The following is a 21166-nucleotide window of genomic DNA, read 5'->3' as shown; positions in this document are numbered from 1 at the left end:
GTCAGCCTCCGATAGCTGCGAGGAATTCGCTGTAGAAGAGTGCAAGCCCGATCGCCGACGCAATCGCGGCGAGCAGCCAGAATCTGATGATGACCGTGGTTTCCGCCCACCCGGCAAGTTCGAAGTGATGGTGGAACGGTGCCATTCGGAATACCCGTCGACGGCTGGACTTGAATACTGCTACCTGGATCACCACCGACGCAGCCTCAGCGACGAACAGTGCGCCGATGACAACCATCAAGAGTTCGGTGTTGGTGGTGATCGAGAGTCCGGCAAGCATGCCGCCGAGGGCCAGCGAACCGGTATCACCCATGAATATCTTTGCGGGAGCGGCGTTCCACCACAGGAATCCGATACACGCACCGGCGCCGGCAGCGCAGATCAAGGCCAGATCGAGCGGGTCACGCACGTCGTAGCAACCCTTGACCGGACTGGTTTCGCACGAGTTGCGGAACTGCCAGAACGTGATGATGACGTAGGCGCCGAGAACGAAGCTCATTGCGCCCGCCGCAAGTCCGTCGAGGCCGTCGGTGAGGTTGACGGCATTCGACCACGCACTGACCAGCAAGTAGCAGAACGCGATGAAGACGACCGAACCGAGCGACACCGTGGCGATGTCACGCACGTAGGACAGGTGGACGCTGCCCGGCGTCAGACCGTCGGCGCCGCGGAACTGCAACGCGAGGATTCCGAAGATCACGGCCGCGACAAACTGCCCCACCAGTTTTGCCGTCTTGTTCAGACCGAGATTGCGCTGCTTGCGGATCTTGATGAAGTCGTCGAGGAAGCCGACGCCGCCGAGCGCCGTTGTCAGACCGAGAACCAGCAACCCGGACGCGGTCGGACCCTCCGCCCCGTCGATGCCCATTCCGATGAGATGCGTTCCGAAGTACCCCGCCCAGATTCCGGCAAGGATAGCGACGCCACCCATCGTGGGTGTTCCACGCTTCGCCTGGTGACTGGCCGGGCCTTCGGTGCGGATCTCCTGGCCGAATCCCTGTTTTGCAAACGCCTTGATCAGAATCGGCGTGAGCATGATCGAGACCGCGAGAGCGATGCCCGCGGCCAGCAGAATCTGGATCACTCCGACACCTGCTTCTGCGCCAGGACCGCCTCGGCGACCGTCCAGAGTCCGATCGACTGTGAAGCCTTGACCAGCACCAGATCACCTGGCTCCAGTTCCGCCTCGAGCACCTTCAAGGCCGCGGCAGCGTCCGGGACAACCATCGACTCGTCACCCCATGAGCCCTCCATCACTGCGCCCTGGTGCATCGCGCGGGCCGGACGACCGGTGCCGACAACAATGAGCTTCGTGACGTCGAGCCGCACGGCCAGTCGGCCGATCGCATCGTGCTCGACTACCGACTCGGGACCGAGTTCCGCCATCTCACCGAGCACAGCCCAGCTGCGACGGCCGAAATGACGGTCCGATCTGGCCATCGACACCAACGCCTTGAGCGCTGCGCGCATCGAGTCCGGATTGGCGTTGTAACTGTCGTTGATCACGGTGACGCCGTCGCTGCGGTCGCTGACGTCCATGCGCCGGGCCGACGCGGCCTTGGTGTCTTCGAGGATGCGGGCGATCTCGGCGACCTCCACGCCGTTCTCGAGTGCAACTGCGGCCGCGGCAAGCGCGTTGCCGACCTGATGTTCACCGTGAACCGCGAGACGGATTCGCGCAGAACCCTTCTCCGAGTTCAGAGTGAAACTCGCACGAGCCTGATCATCGACGGTCACGTCCGTCGCGCGCACGTGCGCACCTTCGGACTGACCAACCAACACCACCCGTGCTGCGGTCCGCGACGCCATGGCCGCGACCATACGATCATCGGCGTTGAGGATGGCGACGCCGCCATCAGCCGCCGACGGAAGTGCTTCGACCAGTTCACCTTTGGTGGCTGCGATCGCCTCACGGGAGCCGAACTCACCGAGGTGCGCAGTACCCACGTTCAGCACAACGCCGATCTTGGGCGGAGCGATCCGCGCCAACTCCGCGATGTGACCGAGGCCGCGGGCCGACATTTCCAATACCAGGAATTTGGTCTGCTCGTCCGCACGAAGCGCGGTCCACGGGTGACCCAATTCGTTGTTGAACGAACCGGGCGGAGCAACAACCTCGCCGGAACCACGCAGTACCGCAGCAACAAGATCCTTGGTGGACGTCTTGCCGGCCGATCCGGTGATCCCGACAACAGTGAGACCGCTTTGCGCCGACAACGTATCGACTACCGCGCGCGCCAACAGCCCCAACGCGTTCAGTACTGCCGCACCGGAACCGTCGGCGTCGTGCTCGAGCGCCATGACCGAACTCGGACCGGTCGTCTGCGCGGGCGACACCACGATGGCGGGTACTCCCACCGGCCGCGCGGCGAGCACAGCTACCGCACCGGCCGCAACCGCTGCTTCGGCGTGCTCGTGACCGTCGACGCGAGCGCCTGGCAGCGCCAGGAACAGTCCACCCGGACCTACTCTGCGAGAATCGAATTCGACGGTCCCTGTCACCATTGCCGACGGATCGTCGACGTCGTGCAGAGTTCCTCCGACGATCTCGGCAATCCGAGAGAGCGTCATCGGGATCATTTCGTGCCTCCATGCGCTGTGTTGATCGCGATCCGGTCGATCGCGTCTCCCAGCACCTCGCGGTCGTCGAACGGGTGCTTGACCCCGTCGATTTCCTGACCTGTTTCGTGGCCCTTGCCGGCCACCAGTACTACGTCGCCGGGCTGTGCCCAACGAACGGCTTGTTCGATCGCTTCCGCTCGGTCCCCGACTTCGAGCACAACCCCACGCTCGGATTCCGGGACCGCGAGCGCCCCGGCCATCACTGCTGCGCGAATCGTGGAAGGTACTTCGGTCCGAGGGTTGTCGTCGGTGACGATCAGCAGATCGCTGCCTCTCGCGCCGGCCTCCCCCATCAAAGCGCGTTTACCCGCATCACGATCACCGCCGGCACCGACAACAACCCCGACGCGTCCGGAAACCTGATTACGCAGCGTCGCGATGACAGCCTCGAGCGCGGCGGGTTTGTGCGCGTAGTCGACCACGGCGAGGAAATCTTGACCGCGGTCGATTCGCTGCACGCGGCCTGGAACGTCTACCGATCCCACCGCCGCCACCGCCGATTGCACATCGATACCGGCCTTCGCGCTCACCGTCAGAGCCAGCGCGGCGTTTGCCACGTTGTATCGACCCGGCAGTCGCAAGGACACCGGCCATGACTGCTCATTCGGTCCGGAAAGGTCGAACAACTGGGAACCGTCGGCTGCAACCTCGACCGAACCGACCTTCCAGTCGGACTCGGCTTCCGTGGTCGCCACCGTTGTCACGTCGCCTGCGGACGCCACTTCTGCCATCCGACGTCCCCACCCGTCGTCGACGCAGATAACGGAACTTTCGGCGTGAACTGTGGACGCCGGATCGAACAAACGGGCCTTCGCAGCGAAGTACTCTTCGAAATCTCGGTGAAAGTCCAGGTGATCCTGCGAAAGGTTGGTGAACGCTCCGATGTCGAATCGGATGCCGTCGACGCGGCCGAGGGAAAGCGCGTGACTCGACACTTCCATCACAACGGTATCGATACCCTGCTCTGCCATCACGGCAAACAAGGCATGGAGGTGTGGGGCCTCAGGCGTGGTGAGAGCGCTCGGAACCCGACGCCCATGGATTCTGGTCTCGATGGTGCCGACCAGACCGGGGTTTCGTCCGGCACCGACCAACGCCGCTTCCAACAGGTAGGACGTTGTGGTCTTCCCCGATGTACCGGTGATGCCGATGACCTGCATCTTCTCCGACGGTCGGCTGTAAATCTCAGCCGAGATCTCGCCGAGGACATCCCGAGGCTTCGGGTGAACGAGAACCATCACCGGCCGGTCGACGCTCGGGTTCGACGCGCGCAACAACGCCAACCCGTCGTCGTCGGTCAAGATCGCGGCAGCTCCACTGGCCAATGCGTCACCGGCGAACTGCGCGCCGTGCGAGCGTGCGCCCGGCAGCGCGGCAAACAAATCGCCGGCGACGATGTCCTGCGCACGCAGGTCGACACCCGATACGACGGTGGCGGCCTTCCCGGCACCCGACCATTCCGCGTGCAGCCAGTCGAGTCGGGCTCCGGACAACTCCGCCAAGGCCGTGATCGCCGTCTCAATCGGATTCGCCGGTCGTGCGTTCACCGCTACACCCGGCTCTGACGATTGCGAACGATTCGGCACTGTCACTCGACTCCTGGCGATTGTCGTTGGTCATGGCAGTCGCAGATTCGGACAACCGAAAACTGCGACGTATGAGATTACCGCGTGCAGGAACACCCCGAAGACCGCGTGGATCGTGATCCCTGACGAAACTGTGGATCGTGATCCGCTCGATCAGTCCGCCTGCAGCACCAACTTACGACCCGGATCCGGGGACATCGGCACGCTGTCACGCTGCAGCATCCACGACGCGATGTTGTGGAACAACGGTGCGGCCGATTGTCCGCCGCCGCCGTCGACACCCCGCACGGGAGCATCCAACATGATTCCGATCACGAACCGCGGGTTGTCTGCCGGTGCGATGCCCGCAAACGTGATCCAGTAGTTGGAGTTGGAGTAGCACTTGCACGCCGGATCGATCTGCTGTGCGGTGCCGGTCTTGCCGCTGACCTGATAGCCCTCTACGCCCGCAGCCACACCCGTGCCGCGCTGATTTCCGGTGTCGTCCTGCGTGACCGATCGGAACATGTCCCGAACTGTCGCCGCTGTTTCCGGGCTCACCACCTCGATACCGTCAGGCTGCGGCGCTTCGGTTCGCTCCCCTGACGAGTTCTCGGTGGACTTGACGATGCGCGGCGGAATACGAACGCCGTCATTGGCAATCGCCTGGTACATGCCAGTCATCTGCAGCAAAGTCATGGACAAGCCCTGACCGATCGGCAAGTTGGCAAACGTGCCACCGGACCACTGGTCGCGGCTGGGGACCAAGCCGGCACTCTCGTCGGGAAGCCCGACCTCGGTGCGCTGTCCCAAACCGAACTTGTCGAGCATCTCGGCAAACCTATCCTCGCCGATCCGCTCGGCGAGCATGAGCGTTCCGACATTGGACGACTTCCCGAACACACCGGTAGAGGTGTACGGAACCACACCGTGATCCCACGCGTCCTTGACCGTCGCCCCCGACATCGTGATGCTTCCCGGAACCTGCAGAACCTCGTCCGGTGTGGTCAATCCGTCCTCGACGGCCGCCGCCGCGGTGATGATCTTGTTCACCGAACCAGGTTCGAACGGGCTCGTGACCGACAGATTGCCGGTCTCGACCGACCGCAGATTATTTTCCAGACCGATCCCAGGGTTGAACGTGTTGTCATTGGCCATTGCCAGAACCTGACCGGTCGCAACGTCCTGGACGACAACCGACGCGTTCTTCGCACCTGATTTGTCCTTCGCAATCTGCACCTGTTGCTGAACGAAGAACTGGAGGTCGGAATCGATCGTAAGCTGAACTCCGGAGCCGTTGACGGCAGGCTGCTTGTCGCGCCAACTGCCCGGAATCACAGCGCCGTCACTACCGCGGTCGTAGGTCTGGGAACCGTCTATACCGGCAAGGGTCGAGTCCATTGAATCCTCGAGGCCGAGTAGTCCGTGCCCATCCCACCCGGTTGCACCGACCATATTGGCCGCGAGTGACCCGCCCGGATACTCGCGAATATCCTGGCGTTCGAGGCCGACCTCACGGAAGCTGTCCGAAATCTCCGCTGCCACAGCCGGATCGACGCTCCGCGCCAGATAGACAAACGTCTCCTCGCTGTTCAACTTCGCAAGAATGTCCTTTTCCGGGGCTGCATCACCCAATTTGGCGTGGACCCCCGCCGCGATCTCGGCCAGCCGGGTCGACACTTCGGGTGCCTGCTGATCTGGTTCGACACCCGCTTCGATGCTCTTGGTCCGGGCTTCTTCCAGTTCTTTGCGAACGGCTTTCGGCTGGAACGTCAGCGCCTTCGCTTCCATCGTGAATGCGAGCGTCGTGCCGTTCCGATCCGTGATCGATCCTCGAACCGCCGGATCGATCTGAGTCGTCGTGCGCTGATTGGCCGACTCCGCAGCGAGGCTCGGAGCGTCGACGCCTTGAATCCACAACAGCTGCAGCGCTGCAACGGCAAGCGCCCCACACATCGTCCACCGACCTACACGCTGACGAAACGGGAAGGTCGCAGACTTCGATCCGCGAGAACCCCGAGGATTTCGCTGCCCCTCAGGTCTACGACGTGGATCTCGTCGAGGCGCGTCGTACTGGGGATCTCGTCGGCGCGCGTCGTAGTGTGGGTCCCGATTCACCGACGGTCCTCAGTCGGAGACGGCACCACCGTCGTGGTCGGGGACGGAGGAGCGGACGTGACGGGGATCAATTGCTCACTCTGAGCGAGGTTTTGCGGGTTGAGTGGAGCCGGCGCAGTCGTCCGCGCAGCCGGGGGCGCCGAAGGTGCGGTGGTTGCCACCCGGGGCGGCGACGCCACGACAGGTGCGTCGAGCGGCGGCAACGGTTCGGCACTCGCCGGCGCCGGTGTACCGACCACCTCGACGCTACCGTCCGGGTGGACAACAAGGCGGGCCGGATCCTTGGCCGGAACCATGCCGAGCGCGCTCGCCTGATTGGCAAGCTCCGGTGCGGAGTTACGCGACTGGAAATCGCGCTCGAGAGCAGCCTTCTGCTCCACCAAAGACTGATTGAACTCACGGGCATCGCTGAGTTGATACGAGTCCTCGGCGGACCGGGTCGTCAGGAGCAACGTCACGGCAAGTCCGATGGAGAACAGCCCGATGATGGAGACTACAAACGGAATTCGGGCCTTGAACTCGCCGCCTCGAGAGAGTGCGGTGCCACTGGCACCCACCCCGCTGTGCCCGAGTGCCCGAGCCGTTCGCTTTTCGTACGCACGCTGCGCCGCACCCGAACGGCGCTTACGTGAAGATTCGTCCCCGGTGGTGCTCTGCTTCGTCATGCCCGCCTCCTGGCAATGCGTTCAGCGGCACGCAAGCGCACCGGAGCTGCTCGTGGGTTCTCCTCGATTTCCTGCTCCGAAGCTCGCTCGGCACCCCGGGTGAGGATCTTGAACTCCGGGCCCATGCCGGGTAGCTCGACCGGAAGCCCCTCAGGGCTGGTCGACTTGGAGCGAGGAACCAACTCTGCCTTGACAACTCGATCCTCGAGCGACTGGTACGACATGAAGACAACTCGGCCGCCAACTGCGAGGGCGTCCAGTCCTGCCGGTACTGCGGCACGCAAGGAATCCAATTCGGCGTTTACCTCGATCCGCAGAGCTTGGAACGTGCGCTTTGCCGGATGCCCGCCGGTGCGACGGGTGGCCGCAGGGATGGTCCGATATAACAGTTCGACCAGAGCGGCGCTGGTGGTGAACGGCTCCTTCTCGCGCTGCCGAAGTATCTCGGACGCAATCTTTCCCGCAAAACGCTCTTCGCCGTACGTACTCAGAATTCGGGCGAGATCGCCGTGACTGTAGGTATTGAGAACCTCGGCCGCGGTGAGCCCGACGGTCTGGTCCATCCGCATGTCCAACGGTGCGTCTATCGAATACGCAAAACCACGATCAGCTTCGTCCAACTGCATCGAGGAAACACCGAGGTCGAAGAGAATCGCATGAACCGACTCCGTCGTCGGCAGGTCAGCCTGCTCGAGCGCGTCTTCGATGCCGTCATAGGTGGTGTGTACGAACGTCGTTCGGTCGGCGAAGGGAGCAAGACGCTCCGACGCGATTGCCAGCGCATTGGTGTCGCGATCGAGACCGATGAGGTGCAGTCCCGGGTACTTTCCGAGGAAGAACTCGGAATGCCCACCCAGGCCGAGTGTCGCGTCGATCATGACAGCGCCGGCGCCGCCGTCACCGACCGCAGTGATAGCGGGACCGAGGAGGTCGTCTGCGCGGTGCAGAAGAACAGGAACGTGCGCGAAGCCGTCGGTGTCCGAGGGTTCGTTCACCTCGCGATCAACCATGTGTGCTCCGGCTCCTACTTTCATGATTCCGATGAAGAATGACTGCTCGAACGGGCGAATGCTCCGAGGTCCCTGCCCGAAGGAGAACCTGGCGCTGGGGAAGTGCGTCAGGGTCTTTCCGGGCAGAGGCCTCGTGGCATTCGCCACAAACTATCCGCCTAGACGATCTCGCTGAGAGATTCGCCAATTGCTTGGGAATAGTCCTCTTCGTTGTCTCCGAGATACCTCTCCCAGGCTTCGAGATCCCAGATTTCGAGGTAGTCGACAGACCCGGTCACTACGCATTCCTTGGAGAGGTTTGCGTAACGCCGATGATCAGCCGAGAGGGTGATTCGCCCCTGGGCATCGGCGTGCTGTTCATCCGTGCCGGCTGCCAGAGCGCGAACATACGCTCGTGCGGCCGGATCATTACGTGGAGCTGCCGCTGCTTTACGAGCCAGCTTGACGAACTCGTCCCGGGGATAGACAGCAAGGCTGTGATCCTGACTCTTGGTGATCATCAACCCTCCTGACAACTCTTCTCGGAACTTGGCCGGCAAGGTGAGCCGGCCTTTGTCGTCGAGCTTCGGCGTGAAGGTTCCGAGGAACACTCGACACCTCCTGCGAGCTTTCGCCGAAACCCTCCCGTTTGGGCGAAATACGGCTTCAAGCTCTCCGCCCGCACCCACAGTACCCCACTTTCCCCCACACACAAGGAGCTACCGGGCACTAACCGGGCTGATTTGCTGAGTATTAGCAGCTCAAAGCAGGTGGGGAAAGTTGGGGAATTTTCGTCAGCAGTGTCCCCACGCACATCACCGACGTGCTCCGCCCTACGTCACACATGCCCACATTCGACCTATAAGTCCAGCTCAACGAGTACGGCGGATTGCCGCAGCCCCATGCGCCCATCTTTACGCCGGAACTACCCATAGCAGGGGAGGAAAGTGGAGGGGACCATGGTCCCCCGGTAACGCGACAGACGGCCGGCAACCAGTGGTTGCCGACCGTCATGTTTTGTTATGAGTTATGTCGCTTGCGAGGGCGCACGCGCCACCCGCACAGGTGGAACAATTCAGGTGAAATTGACCACCGTGACTCTCCCGCCGAACTGGCCGACGGGATCATCAGCTTGCGTCAGAGCTAGTCCTGCTCGAACCGGCGACGGAATCGATCTTCCATTCGGGAAGAGAATCCCCCACCTGATCGTCGACCGCGTGAATGCCCTCGGCCGCCGCTCGACCCACCCGCGCCTGGAGGCCCGGACTGGTGTTCACCGGCCTGAGCGCCGTCCGCAGTTGGTGTCCCAGTCCGTCGACCGCCGCCCCACAAGAGCATGACGCCGGCGCCGAACATACACAGGAACCCGACCAAGCTGAGAATCGGAAATGAGCCCAGTTTGAGGACTTGAAGGCCTGCAATCAACAGGATCAAGCCCACAACAAAGAGCGCCGCAGCTTGAAAACGCCGTCTACTCGACGGCGCCCTCATACGGCCGCCCCTCACATTGGAGGCGAACTTGGGGTCTTCGGCATAGAGAGCGCTCTCGATCTGATCGAGCATGCGCTGCTCGTGCTCGGAGAGTGGCACGGTACCTCCCCCGGCACTGGAAGTTAGGCAACCACCCCACGGTGTGAGGTGGCGGGTAGTCAACGTGAACGACTACCTGCTTTTTATACTACGAGCAGTTTAGGTCGCGGACCACCAACTCTGGGTACGAGTTATGCCACAAGCGTACGTATTTGCCCGGCCGAACCGTAAATCAGGCCCCATCAGGCCACAGAACCTGCATTTTCTCTGAATTCGGCCATCTCAGACATCAAAAATTTCAGGATGCTCTCAGGTCGATTCGACGAGCCTGACCGACAAAATCTTCGACCGCAGTCAGAAATCGGCCTACTTCGACAGAAAATCCATCGGCATCAGCGTCGCTGAGATCCACCTGCATGCCTGTTTCCACCGCCGCCCGGGTGTTCGACCAGCCGGCGAAGTAACTCGACCACGCGCCGAAAGTGGGTGCGTCCGCGTCCAACCGGGTCCATGCGTTCCCGCTCTTCTTACGCCGTCCACTTCCCGTCGCACCCACAGCCAGAACTGCTCCAGCGCCGCGCAACGCTGCCAGATAGGCGCATCGAAAGCGTTCTGACGCGTCTCCTGCTCCGACGGACTCCGCCAACAATGAATCGGCCTTCCCCAACAGATTCCACGCGAGTCCGCCTGCGGACCCACTTCCGGAGAACTCGGCGGGGGACGATCGCGCCACTCGCCCCGGCATTTTCGCTGACTTCGGGAGCCGTGACAGCGCCGACCGCGAGGGGCACGCCAGTTCCGCCGGCAGCGCCCTTTCGGACTTCGGTGTTCTTTCGGACTTCGCTCGATCGGACATCCGGGGCACCTCCCGCGCCAAAGGGGATTGCATTCACAAGGATCGAAATCTGGTGCGGCGGGGATGCCCGCTTCCCTTCGGGCATCCCCACCTCGGGTGTCATTTCCAGATCACCCTTATCGAACATTCGTTCGACCTATTCAATATAACTGCACCCACCGACAAGTAGTCAAGAGAAGAGGTGAGACCAGTCGACCCGCAGATCGCCTGGACTCCGTACACGGTCGACCTCGACCGCGAGGAATTCGCGAATCGACTGCACGAGGCACTGTCCGTGTACGTCACCGCGATGGACTATCCACGTGGCACCGAGTTCCACCGCGCGCCGATGTGGACGGAGCACTCGACCAGGCCGGGATGGAAAGCCGTCGGCGCCTGTGCCGGACGAGAACCCACTGCGAACTCTGTTGCTCCGGAAAACTCTGTTGCTCCTGTAGACACTTCTGCTCCACTGATCGGAATCGCCTACGGCTATCGCGGAAGTTCGGACCAGTGGTGGCACCAACAGGTGCTGCACGGATTACGTCGCAGCGGTCGGCCGCAGTCCGAGATCTCGGCCATTCTCGACGATTACTTCGAACTGACCGAACTCCACGTCCATCCCAGTGGCCAGGGACATCGCCTGGGTGAATCCCTGCTTCGGCATCTCTTGCGAGATCGGACGGAGCGCTCCGTCCTCCTGTCCACTCCCGAGGTGTACGACGAGGACAACCGCGCGTGGCGGTTGTATCGGCGACTGGGATTTCAGGACGTGCTCAGGCGATTCCGCTTTGCCGGAGACAGTCGACCGTTTGCCGTGCTCGGACGAGGATTGCCGCTGTGACCGCGATTCTCGACGCAGTAGTTGTCGGCGCCGGGCACAACGCGCTGGTCTCGGCGGCCTACCTCGCACGCGAAGGCTGGTCGGTCCAGGTGCTCGAGAAAGACACCGTCCCCGGCGGGGCCGTCTCGACGATCGAACGATTTCCGGGACACAAAGTCGATCGTGGTTCGTCCGCGCACATCATGATTCGGCACACCGGAATCATCGAGGAACTCGGGCTTGCGGCCCACGGACTTCGGTACATCGATTGCGATCCCTGGGCGTACGCACCACCTCCCGCAGGTTCGGATTGCCCGGGAATCGTGTTCCACCGCGACCTCGACGCGACCTGCCGATCGATCGAACAAGCATGTGGCACACGTGATGCCGACGCCTACCGCAGGTTCGTGAATATCTGGTCGGAGCGCAGCGCGCGGGTGATGCGGGCATTTTCCACCCCACCCACCGGACCCAATCTGCTGTCGTCGTTCTGGGGCCTCGACACCGGGAGCGGCGGGAGCGATCTCGCGCGCCAGTTCCTCGCGACCGGTGACGCGCTCCTGGACGAGTACTTCGACAGCGAACCACTCAAAGCCGCACTCGCCTGGTTCGGAGCGCAATCAGGACCACCGATGTCGGAGCCGGGCACCGCGCCGATGGTTGGTTTTGCCGCGCTCATGCACGTTCTGCCGCCGGGGCGCGCCGTTGGGGGCAGCGGCGCACTCAGCGCCGCCCTCATCTCGAGGCTGAAGATGGACGGAGCCACCGTCGACCTCGGCGACGCCGTGACGTCGCTGACCCGCGACGGCGATCACTGGACCGTGAGAACTGCCGGTGGACACCAGGTTCGGGCTCGCACCGTCATCGCCGGCTGCCACATCTTGACGACGTTGGATCTACTGGGCAACGGAGGCTTCGACGCAGCCACACTGGATCGGTGGCGTCGGCGGATCCGCGTCGGCCCGGGAATCGGCATGGTCCTGCGATTGGCAACATCGGCGCTTCCGCGGTACCCGTCTGCGTCGATTGCCGAGAGCACGTCCGGCCTGCAACTTCTGGTGTCCGATCGCGCACACCTACGGACTGCTCACGGAGCAGCTCTCGGCGGCGAACTTCCCCCGCGCCCCGCGGTTCTCGGCATGAGTTTCAGTGGGATCGATCCGAGTATCGCTCCCCCGAACGAGCATCAAGTGACTTTGTGGTCACAGTGGCAGCCGTATCGACTGAGCGCGGACCGGGACTGGGCGTCGCTCGCCGAGTCCGAAGCCGATCGCGTGGTCGCCGAGATGGAGGCGTCGGCGCCCGGCTTCACCGACAGCATCCGCCACCGGCACATCCAGACTCCGCGCGACATCGAGTCCGAGATGGGGTTGATCGGCGGCAACGTCATGCACGTCGAGATGTCCCTCGATCAGATGATGATGTGGCGCCCACTGCCCGAGTTGTCAGCGCACCGCGTCCCCGGCGCAGAGGGCCTCTACCTCACCGGCGCGTCGACGCACCCCGGCGGTGGTGTGTCCGGAGCGAGTGGGCGCAGCGCTGCGCGCATTGCACTGTCCGAGCGGCGCGGCACGTCGTTGCTGCGCCGGATACGTCGAAGGACGTGATCCGCCAACGTGTTCCGCTGATTCTGGCGTTAGCAGCGATCGGCGCGCAGATCGTGTATCCGTTGGTGGACGGCAGCTCTCGCGATGCCGTGACGATCGCCGTGGTGGGTTTACTGGCCGCCGCGTCAATCAGCCACGCGGCGATCAACCGTGGCGTTGTGTGGACCGCCGCGCTGATCGCAGTCACCGCGGGGATCGGGCTAACGTCGGAGATAGTGGGTACCGCCACAGGAATGCCGTACGGCTGTTACGGGTACAGCGTCGACGGACTCGGTCCGGCGTTGTCCGGTGTGCCGCTGATCGTGCCGTTCGCCTGGACTGCTGGCTTCTATCCGATCTGGTGTGTGGCCACTCGCCTGGTTCGGCGGTTCACGCCGGCCTCACGGCGAATCGGCCGCGTCGCGCTCACAGTCACAGGGCTGGTCGGCTGGGATCTGTATCTCGATCCACAGATGGTGGCCGACGATCAATGGGCATGGTGTGTCGACAACGCGGGACTTTCCGGCATCGCTCACATTCCCCTGACAAACTACGCGGGGTGGATCGCGATCGGTCTGATCATGGCATCGATCATGGAAGCGATCGCGAGTCGATACGAAAAGCCGACGGTCTCCGACGCCGTTCCCTACGGCCTGTTTCTGTGGACGTGGCTCGGTTCTGCCCTGGCGCACGCCGTGTTCCTCAGTGCACCCGAGCTGCGCTACTCGGCGATGTACGGGTTTGTCGTGATGGGAATTCTCGGGGTCTGGCTTCTTGCCACCTTCGGCGTTGCGTTCGCCCGGTCTCGGACTTCCCACGCCGACACACCCCCTCGTAGCTGACTACCGATGCAGCGGCTGGCACGATGACGACTGTGCAACAGTCCACGGATGACACCACGCGGCCGCGACGTCGCAAGCAACTCCTTGCCACGACGGCTCTCGTACTGATGCTGGTGCCGCTGCTCGCCGGCTGCCTACGGGTCCAGGTCTCGATGGGTGTCTCGGCCGATGATCGCGTGTCAGGGCAGATCGTCGCGGCCGTGATTCCGGAGAACGAAGCCGATCCCGGGCCACAACTGGTACCGCCGACGTCGCTCGCGGAGAACATCCGGGTTCAGGAATACAAGAAGGACGGCTACGTCGGATCACAGGTGTTCTTCTGGGATCTCAGCTTCGGTGACGTCTCGCAACTGGCTGCCATGACGGACGAAGGCGCCGGTTCGTTCCAGCTCACCCTTCAGCGCAGTGGCGACACCGTCGCGTTGGATGGAAAGGCCGACCTCAAAGCCCTGCCCGCCCAGGGCTCCGACATCCAATTCAGCATCGCCTTCCCGGCACGCATCTCCACGACGAACGGCAACCGAGACGGCGATTCCCGGGTCTCGTGGACTCTGCCGGCCGGCGAGGTATCGACTGTGCGCGCAGAAGTGAACTACGCCGATCCGAGTACCCGCAGCTTTGCGGGATGGGCAGGCATCATGGCCGGCCTCACACTCGGTGTCGCGATTATCGTCGGTGCGATGGCCTGGATGGTGCGCAATCGCGCACCCGTCTCGCAGGCACCGAAGAGTCCACAATCGGCAAAGAGTGACACGCACTGAGCGGGAGTGCTAGACGCTCGCCTGCGAATCGGTCGACACATCCGACGTCAGCCCCAGACGTTCAAGAACCTCGCTCGTGGCCCGTGCGAAGTTCAACGTGATGAAGTGCAGGCACGGAGCGCCTTCAGCGATCAATCGCTCGCCCATTTCGGTAGCGAGGTCGATCCCGAGTTCACGCACCGCTGCCCGATTCTCCTGAGAACCCGAACCGGCGGCGGCGTCGAACCGGCGCTCGAGGGCGGGCGGCAACGACGATCCGGACAGTTCGAGCATGCGCCGCACCGACCGCAGTGAGGTGACCGGCATGATTTCGGGGATGATCGGCTTGGCGCCCTGCTCGGGGTCGAACGCGCTCACGCGATCACGCAGACGCAGGTAGTCGTCGACGTCGAAGAACATCTGCGTGATGGAGTACTCGGCTCCGGCGCGCAACTTCGAGACGAGGTACTTCGTGTCGTGGGCCAGGTCAGGTGCTCGGTAATGTCCTTCCGGGAACGACGCCACGCCGACGTGGAAGTCACCGAGATCGCGGACCATCCGGACAAGCTCTTCGGCGTACTCGACGCCATCGGGGTGTTTCTTCCATTCGCCGAGGGGGTCGCCAGGGGGGTCGCCGCGCAGAACGAGGATGTTGCTGATTCCGCGATCGGCATAGGCGCCGACCATGGATCGGAGTTCGTCGATGCTGTGGGACACCGCAGTGAGGTGTGCAACCGGCAGCAACGTGGTCTCTTCGGCCAATTCTCCTGTGACCCGAACGGTGCGGTCACGAGTCGAACCGCCGGCGCCGTACGTCATGGAGACAAAAGCCGGACCGAGCCTCTCGAATGTGCGCACGGCACGCCACAGACGCGCCTCGGCTTCTGCGTCGCGCGGCGGTGAGAACTCGACCGAGAACGGAATCCGACTCCCTGTGGAAGATGTGATCCGATCGACGATCGATGGTGTTCGGCTGGCCCAGCCATCGCTGGAGCGTCCCCTGACTGCATCGAATGTCACGAGGTAAGCATATGTTTTGTCAACGCAGAACGGAGCATCGCGTCCGTGAATACGTCCCGGATGCCAGGATCGTGCAGTTCACGGCCCACACCGGACATCGGTAGGGACCCCACTAAGCTGGACTCTACGCTCACTGCCTGGCCCTGTTCGCCGGTATGAGAAGTTACCGACCTTGGAGGCCATCCTGTCTGCTCGAACCGACGCCGCCTATCCGTCCTCGCTCGAGTTGCCGGCTTTGTTCGAACAGAGCTTGCGTGACTTCTTTGCCTCCAGGCGCGAAGCGGTGGAAACCATCGGCGGCGGATACGAAACCGCCGTCGACACTCTCGAGAGCTTTGTTCTGCGCGGCGGCAAGCGCGTGCGGCCGGCCTTTGCGTGGACGGGCTGGCTCGGCGCCGGCGGCGACCCTCACGGCGACGACGCCGACAGCGTCATGCGCGCCTGCACGGCACTCGAACTGGTCCAGGCATGCGCGCTGGTCCACGACGACATCATCGACGCCTCCACGACGCGTCGCGGATTTCCCACCGTGCACGTCGAGTTCGAGAACCTGCACCGAGCTGACAACTGGAACGGCGACGGCGCCCACTTCGGTGAGGCTGTCGCAATTCTGCTCGGCGATCTTGCGCTCGCATGGGCAGACGACATGATCCGCGAATCCGGAATCGGCGCCGACGCCGCCGCTCGGATCAGCCCCGTGTGGTCGGCGATGCGCACCGAAGTGCTTGGCGGTCAGTTCCTCGATATCAGCAACGAAGCTCGCGGCGACGAGAGCGTCGAGGCAGCTATGCGCGTCAACCGGTTCAAGACTGCGGCGTATACGATCGAGCGCCCCCTGCACCTCGGTGCTGCCCTTTTCGGAGCAGACGCGCCACTGATCGACGCGTACCGGAAGTTCGGCACCGACATCGGTATCGCATTCCAGCTCCGGGACGACCTGCTCGGCGTCTTCGGCGATCCGTCGGTGACCGGCAAGCCGTCCGGCGACGACCTCCGCACCGGTAAGCGGACAACACTGTTCGCTGCCGCACTTGCGCGCGCCGATGACACTGATCCTGCTGCGGCACAACAACTCCGATCCGGAATCGGCGCAGAACTGACCGACAACGACGTCGATACGCTACGCACCCTGATCACCGACCTCGGGGCAGTGGACGACGCGGAAGCACGCATCGCCACCCTGGTCGAATCTGCCGCGGCCGCACTGGAATCGAGCAGCGCCACCGCGGAGGCCAAGACACGGCTGCGCGAGATGGCCCTCGCAGCCACGTCGCGCACGTACTGACAGACTGTTCATGAGTGATCCGTCACTATTGGGCACCGAACCGGCTGTCGCCGGCGCGCGCAAACGAGTCGACGGCAGGGTTCGGTCTCCGGAGCAACTAAACTGTCCCCTCGTAACCGACTATTCGCCAGCAATTCACCACGTACGCGCTACCGCATCCGAACATCTCGGGGGAGGAAACTGCACTCATGACGCCCTCTGCCGCAGCCACCACACCAGCGTGGCATCGAAGGGCCGCTGATTTCCTTCGCACTCCCGAAGGACACAGCGCGCTGCTCGGATTCCTGGGCGCCGCCATGATCATGTTCGGCGGATTCGGCGCAGGTAGCGTCCGGCGCGAGGACCCGTTGCTCGAGTCGATGCATCTGTCCTGGCTCCGATTCGGGCACGGGTCGATACTGTCGGCGGCGATCGTGTGGATCGGCGTGTTGTGCATGATCGGCGCGTGGGCGCGACTGGGTCGCTCGGCGCTGCGCGGTGACGTCGGTTTGCGCGGGCTGCGATTCATCGTGCCGCTGTGGACGTTCCCCCTGCTCTTTGCCGTTCCGATGTTCAGCCGTGACGCTTACTCCTACCTTGCGCAGGGCGCTCTGCTGCGTGACGGCTTCGACCCGTACGAAGTGGGGCCGGTGGTCAATCCCGGCATCCTGCTCGACAACGTCTCCAATGTCTGGACGACGACAACAACCCCGTACGGTCCGGTTCATCTCCTGCTCACTGATGCCATTGTTCGCCTGACCGGTGACAACGTCATCGCGGGCACGATGTTACTGCGCATCACCATGCTGCCCGGCCTGGCATTGATGGTGTGGGGTGTCCCCCACCTCGCGCGCAAACTCGGTGGAAACCCGGCGATCGCCTTGTGGCTCGCGGTCCTCAATCCACTCGTCCTGATCCATCTGATCGGCGGCGTGCACAACGAGATGCTGATGGTCGGCCTGATGGTCGCCGGCATCGCTCTGGCCCTCGAACGCAAGCACATGTTCGGAATCGGTCTCATCGCCTTTGCCGTTGCCATCAAGGCCACTGCCGGGGTGGCGCTGCCGTTCATCGTCTGGATCTGGATGATCCACGAACGTGAAGACGCCGCAGCGCAGGGAACGGAAGCACCGAATCCGATCCGATCCTTTATCAAGACCGCCGGTAGCGGATTTGCGATGTTCGTTGTTGTCCTCGGTTCGACGTCGTTGATTGCCGGTGTCGGACTCGGCTGGACGACGGCGCTCTCCGGCTCCAACAAGATCATCAACTGGCTGTCGTTGCCGACCCTCGTCGCCGAACTGTCCACCGCCGCGACATCGTGGCTCACCGGCAATCACTTCGACGACATACTCCAGGTGACCCGGCTTGTCAGCGCAGTCGTGCTCATCGGAATCATCGCTTTTGTCTGGTGGCGATTCCGCACCACCGAACGCGACGCCGTGATGGGCATCGTGATTGTCATGGTTGCCATCGTGATTCTCTCCCCGGCGGCGCTCCCCTGGTACTACTCGTGGCCGTTGGCCGTAGCTGCCGGCTTTGCACTCTCCCCGACGACCCTGGCCATACTGGTGGGGCTGTCCAGCTGGCTCATGTTGATATTCCAGCCCGACGGATCGATCGGCATGTACTCGTTCCCGCACGTGGTACTGGCAACATTTGCCTCCGTCGTCGCGGCGATGACACTCCGGACGGAAGACCCACTGCGTCTACGGGGACACGCACCGGAGAAAGTCCCGGCAGAAGCGACGTCGACGGCACGATGAATTCGGTGCTCCGCACGGGGTGGGGTCAGTCGGCTATCGCATTCTCGACCACATTCTCGACCGCCGGGTGACCGTCCACCACCGCACGCGCCTGACGTTCGCCGTACCGGCTCCAGTCCGGTCGGCGAGCTACGTCAGGCCGGAAAAACCAATCAGACTCAGAAAGCCATTGCCTGTGCACGGCGGATAACCTCGCGGGCGAGGTGCCCATGCAGGGCGTCGACGGGGCGTCCGGGGAGGGACTCGTCAGACTGGAAAAGCCAGCGCAGCGACGCTACATCGCTGTATCCGCCATCGTGCAGAACTGCCAGCAAACCGGGAAGCCATTTCACGATCTGGCCGTCTTCGTCGAAGAATTCCTCGGGAACCCCGAGAACCCCGTTGCGCTTGACTGCGATGATCTTGCGATCGCGGAGCAACTGGTGCACCTTCGCGACCGGCAACCTGACGCTCTTCGCTACATCGGCCAACTGGAACAGGGATACCGAAGAATCCAGGACATCATCACAATAAGGAATCGCGCTCACCACGGAAGTTTATCGGGTCGGCTTGTCACGCGGCACGTGGGTGGAACTTTCCGTCGGCAGCGCTGGCTACGATGGACGAGGCGGATGCGACCACAGATTATTACTGCACCACAGATTTTCACAACGGAGGTCAAGGGTTGATCGGCGAAATGCTCGAACGCCGCTATCGCGTGGATGCGCCCATCGCACGCGGCGGAATGTCGACTGTGTATCGAGGCCTCGATACGCGGTTGGATCGGCCTGTCGCTATCAAGGTCATGGATCCGCAGTTTGCCGCCGATCCCGCTTTTCTCACCCGCTTCGAGTTCGAGGCGCGCGCAGTCGCCCGCCTCAAGCACCCTGCCTTGGTTGCCGTGTACGACCAGGGCAGCGATCGCGGTCATGCCTTCCTCGTCATGGAATTGGTCGACGGCGGCACCTTGCGCGAATTGCTGCGCGAGCGCGGCCCGATGCCGCCACACGCTGTCGCCGCGGTAGTCGGGCCGGTACTCGACGCGTTGGCAGTTGCACACCGGGCCGGACTGGTGCACCGCGACGTCAAACCGGAGAACATCCTGATTTCCGACGCCGGTGAAGTGAAGATCGCCGATTTCGGTTTGGTGCGCGCCGCTGCTGCCGCGACAACAACGTCCAACAGCGTCATTCTCGGCACCGCCGCCTACCTCTCCCCGGAGCAGGTCACCTCCGGAGTGGCCGATCCGCGCAGCGACGTGTACTCCACCGGCGTTCTCATGTTCGAACTCCTCACCGGTACAACACCTTTCACCGGGGACACCTCTCTCTCGATCGCATACCAGAGAATTCACGATGACGTTCCGCCGCCAGGTTCACGAATCGCCGGCGTACCGGCGCAGTTCGACCGCCTCGTCACGCAGGCCACCAATCGTGAACCTGCACATCGGTTTACCGATGCCGGCGAAATGGCAGCCGCCCTGCGCATCGTGTGCGAACAACTCGAACTGCCCGCGTATCGGGTGCCCGCGCCGCGGCGATCCGCGCAGCATCACAGTGCCGCCGCCGCACCGGCGCCGACACCCCGGCCGGCAACACCCCGTCCCGCGGCCCCCGGTTCGCCCGCCACCACCGTTATCGGTGGCGCCGGTGCACCAGTCGGCGCCGCCACCACGGCATTTGCGGCCGGAGCTGCGGCGCCGCCTACAACCGCGCTGGCGCCGCACGCACCACCGGACGGCATTCAGCACACCCGCGCGGTCACCGCACAAACCGTGCGTCCGCCCGTCGCCGAGACTGACGAGCACGAAGACGACTCTGCCGAGATCGATCCACACGACCACTTTTCGCAAGCACGACGACGCTCTCGCCGGACCACTCTCGTCTGGCTTCTTGTCATCGCGTTGCTTGCGCTTGCGCTGGGGTTCGGCGGTTGGTGGATGGGCTCTGGCCGATTCACCGCGGTCCCCCAGATCGGTGGCCTGAACAAGGATGCGGCAGTCACGGCACTTCAGGATGCCGGACTGTCGCCGGAAGTGCGTGGAACGTACTCGGACACCGAGGTTCTCGACACCGTGACCGGCACCGATCCCGAAGCGGGCTCGCGGATTTCGCGCGGATCGAGTGTTGTCCTGTTCACGTCGCTCGGGCGTCCGACTGTGCCGCCGATACCAGCGGGCGGCGCCGTCGAAGCCACCCGAGATCAGCTCACTGCGCGCACCCTCGTTGCCGTCGACGGCGGTGAGACGTTCAGTTCCAAGATCCCCATCGGCGGTGTCGCCGCTCTGGACCCGGCTCCGGGAACCACCGTGCCTGTTGGCTCCTCGGTCAAAGTTGTCACGTCCAAAGGATCACCGCCCGTTGATGTTCCCGACGTAAAGGGCATGTCGGAGAACGCGGCCCGGGCTGCCCTCGACAAACTGGGCATCACCGTCAGCGAAACCCGATCTGCCTTCGACGACGGTGTCGACGGCGGAAAGGTCATCGGCACCGACCCCGCTGCGGGTTCGTCTGTGAACGCCGGAACATCCGTTGCCCTTCTCGTGTCCAGCTCCGTGAAGGTCCCCAACCTGCTGGGACGTAGCGTCGCCTCCGCTCGCGAGGAACTGACCCGCCTCGGTCTCACCCTCACCGTCCGCCAACTGACCCAGAACGACAGCTCGCTGATCGTCAGTCAGAGCGATAAGAACGATCGTGTGGAGAAAGGCTCCAACGTCACCGTTGTTGCCATTCCCTGATCGCAGCAGTGCCTGATCGAACCAACAGCCTGACAACGTAAAACGCCCCCACCCGCGCACGGCGAATGAGGGCGTTCGATACAAC

18 protein-coding genes are annotated in these 21166 nt (G+C 63.3%); 7 read left to right on the top strand and 11 right to left on the bottom strand.

All coding sequences use genetic code 11. The features are described 5' to 3' along the window. Nucleotide 1 precedes the first annotated feature (1 nt). From mraY to RG2_RS31240, 9 genes are all read right to left on the bottom strand, one after another. A complete protein-coding gene (mraY, locus tag RG2_RS07185) occupies nt 2-1084 on the bottom strand; it encodes a phospho-N-acetylmuramoyl-pentapeptide-transferase (protein ID WP_033231003.1) in 1083 nt (360 codons plus the stop codon). Further along, the gene (locus tag RG2_RS07180) at nt 1081-2580 is read right to left on the bottom strand and encodes a UDP-N-acetylmuramoyl-tripeptide--D-alanyl-D-alanine ligase (protein WP_033231004.1); all 1500 of its coding nucleotides are present in this window, start codon (nt 2578-2580) and stop codon (nt 1081-1083) included. Before RG2_RS07180 ends, mraY begins: the two co-directional genes overlap by 4 nt. Next, nucleotides 2577-4208 carry a UDP-N-acetylmuramoyl-L-alanyl-D-glutamate--2,6-diaminopimelate ligase gene (locus tag RG2_RS07175; protein ID WP_033231446.1) on the bottom strand — a complete coding sequence of 544 codons (1632 nt, stop codon included), beginning with the start codon at nt 4206-4208 and terminating at the stop codon, nt 2577-2579. The genes RG2_RS07180 and RG2_RS07175 overlap by 4 nt, the downstream gene beginning before the upstream one ends. Nucleotides 4209-4361: 153 nt before the next feature. Further along, a complete protein-coding gene (locus RG2_RS07170) occupies nt 4362-6305 on the bottom strand; it encodes a peptidoglycan D,D-transpeptidase FtsI family protein (protein WP_230589954.1) in 1944 nt (647 codons plus the stop codon). Then, the gene (ftsL, locus tag RG2_RS07165; protein WP_033231006.1) at nt 6302-6970 is read right to left on the bottom strand and encodes a cell division protein FtsL; all 669 of its coding nucleotides are present in this window, start codon (nt 6968-6970) and stop codon (nt 6302-6304) included. Before ftsL ends, RG2_RS07170 begins: the two co-directional genes overlap by 4 nt. Further along, nucleotides 6967-7980 carry a 16S rRNA (cytosine(1402)-N(4))-methyltransferase RsmH gene (gene rsmH, locus RG2_RS07160; RefSeq protein WP_033231447.1) on the bottom strand — a complete coding sequence of 338 codons (1014 nt, stop codon included), beginning with the start codon at nt 7978-7980 and terminating at the stop codon, nt 6967-6969. The genes ftsL and rsmH overlap by 4 nt, the downstream gene beginning before the upstream one ends. Nucleotides 7981-8138: 158 nt before the next feature. Beyond that, on the bottom strand, nt 8139-8570 hold the full coding sequence (mraZ, locus tag RG2_RS07155) for a division/cell wall cluster transcriptional repressor MraZ (RefSeq protein ID WP_033231007.1): 432 nt from the start codon (nt 8568-8570) through the stop codon (nt 8139-8141). A 532-nt stretch (nt 8571-9102) separates the two neighbouring features. After that, nucleotides 9103-9549, bottom strand: a complete 447-nt coding sequence (locus RG2_RS07150) for an SCO2097 family morphological protein (RefSeq protein WP_033231008.1) — start codon at nt 9547-9549, stop codon at nt 9103-9105. A gap of 238 nt (nt 9550-9787) precedes the next feature. Continuing rightward, complete coding sequence (locus RG2_RS31240; protein ID WP_230589955.1) at nt 9788-10345, bottom strand: SAV_6107 family HEPN domain-containing protein; 558 nt, start codon at nt 10343-10345, stop codon at nt 9788-9790. A gap of 181 nt (nt 10346-10526) precedes the next feature. On the opposite strand from RG2_RS31240, the gene RG2_RS07140 reads away from it, so the two are divergent. Genes RG2_RS07140 through RG2_RS07125 form a run of 4 tightly spaced genes read left to right on the top strand, consistent with a single transcriptional unit; the run spans nt 10527 to nt 14336 of the window. Further along, a complete protein-coding gene (locus RG2_RS07140; RefSeq protein WP_033231009.1) occupies nt 10527-11168 on the top strand; it encodes a GNAT family N-acetyltransferase in 642 nt (213 codons plus the stop codon). Between the two features lie 5 nt (nt 11169-11173). Further along, nucleotides 11174-12754, top strand: a complete 1581-nt coding sequence (locus tag RG2_RS07135) for a phytoene desaturase family protein (RefSeq protein ID WP_051730233.1) — start codon at nt 11174-11176, stop codon at nt 12752-12754. Further along, complete coding sequence (locus RG2_RS07130; protein WP_033231449.1) at nt 12754-13575, top strand: carotenoid biosynthesis protein; 822 nt, start codon at nt 12754-12756, stop codon at nt 13573-13575. Before RG2_RS07135 ends, RG2_RS07130 begins: the two co-directional genes overlap by 1 nt. A gap of 23 nt (nt 13576-13598) precedes the next feature. Next, complete coding sequence (locus RG2_RS07125) at nt 13599-14336, top strand: LppM family (lipo)protein (protein WP_033231011.1); 738 nt, start codon at nt 13599-13601, stop codon at nt 14334-14336. Nucleotides 14337-14345: 9 nt separating this feature from the next. Here the strand turns inward: RG2_RS07125 and RG2_RS07120 are convergent, their stop codons facing one another. After that, nucleotides 14346-15335: a methylenetetrahydrofolate reductase gene (locus tag RG2_RS07120; RefSeq protein ID WP_033231012.1), complete on the bottom strand. Its 990-nt coding sequence runs from the start codon at nt 15333-15335 to the stop codon at nt 14346-14348. A 172-nt stretch (nt 15336-15507) separates the two neighbouring features. Between RG2_RS07120 and RG2_RS07115 the strand changes: the two genes are divergently transcribed. Continuing rightward, on the top strand, nt 15508-16620 hold the full coding sequence (locus tag RG2_RS07115; protein ID WP_080711561.1) for a polyprenyl synthetase family protein: 1113 nt from the start codon (nt 15508-15510) through the stop codon (nt 16618-16620). A gap of 188 nt (nt 16621-16808) precedes the next feature. Next, nucleotides 16809-18365: an alpha-(1->6)-mannopyranosyltransferase A gene (locus tag RG2_RS07110; protein WP_033231013.1), complete on the top strand. Its 1557-nt coding sequence runs from the start codon at nt 16809-16811 to the stop codon at nt 18363-18365. Nucleotides 18366-18523: 158 nt separating this feature from the next. On the opposite strand, the gene RG2_RS07105 is transcribed toward RG2_RS07110, so the two are convergent. Beyond that, entirely contained in the window at nt 18524-18892 is a 369-nt protein-coding gene (locus RG2_RS07105) for an Rv2175c family DNA-binding protein (protein WP_033231451.1), read from the bottom strand. 137 nt (nt 18893-19029) lie between these two features. Between RG2_RS07105 and pknB the strand changes: the two genes are divergently transcribed. Further along, the gene (gene pknB, locus RG2_RS07100) at nt 19030-21081 is read left to right on the top strand and encodes a Stk1 family PASTA domain-containing Ser/Thr kinase (protein ID WP_080711590.1); all 2052 of its coding nucleotides are present in this window, start codon (nt 19030-19032) and stop codon (nt 21079-21081) included. Nucleotides 21082-21166: the final 85 nt, after the last annotated feature.

It is taken from the genome of Rhodococcus globerulus NBRC 14531 (assembly GCF_001894805.1).
GTDB lineage: Bacteria > Actinomycetota > Actinomycetes > Mycobacteriales > Mycobacteriaceae > Rhodococcus_F > Rhodococcus_F globerula.
Note: the sequence above shows the minus strand (reverse complement) of the source record. Positions and strands in the feature narration are given on the sequence as shown.

What these genes read in the sequence shown, in the direction of transcription:
- RG2_RS07180 (WP_033231004.1), bottom strand. Translation starts at nt 2,580, where the DNA reads ATGATCCCGATGACGCTCTCTCGGATTGCCGAGATCGTCGGAGGAACT.
- ftsL (WP_033231006.1), bottom strand. Translation starts at nt 6,970, where the DNA reads ATGACGAAGCAGAGCACCACCGGGGACGAATCTTCACGTAAGCGCCGT.
- rsmH (WP_033231447.1), bottom strand. Translation starts at nt 7,980, where the DNA reads ATGGTTGATCGCGAGGTGAACGAACCCTCGGACACCGACGGCTTCGCG.
- RG2_RS31240 (WP_230589955.1), bottom strand. Translation starts at nt 10,345, where the DNA reads ATGTCCGATCGAGCGAAGTCCGAAAGAACACCGAAGTCCGAAAGGGCG.
- RG2_RS07125 (WP_033231011.1), top strand. Translation starts at nt 13,599, where the DNA reads ATGACGACTGTGCAACAGTCCACGGATGACACCACGCGGCCGCGACGT.
- RG2_RS07110 (WP_033231013.1), top strand. Translation starts at nt 16,809, where the DNA reads ATGACGCCCTCTGCCGCAGCCACCACACCAGCGTGGCATCGAAGGGCC.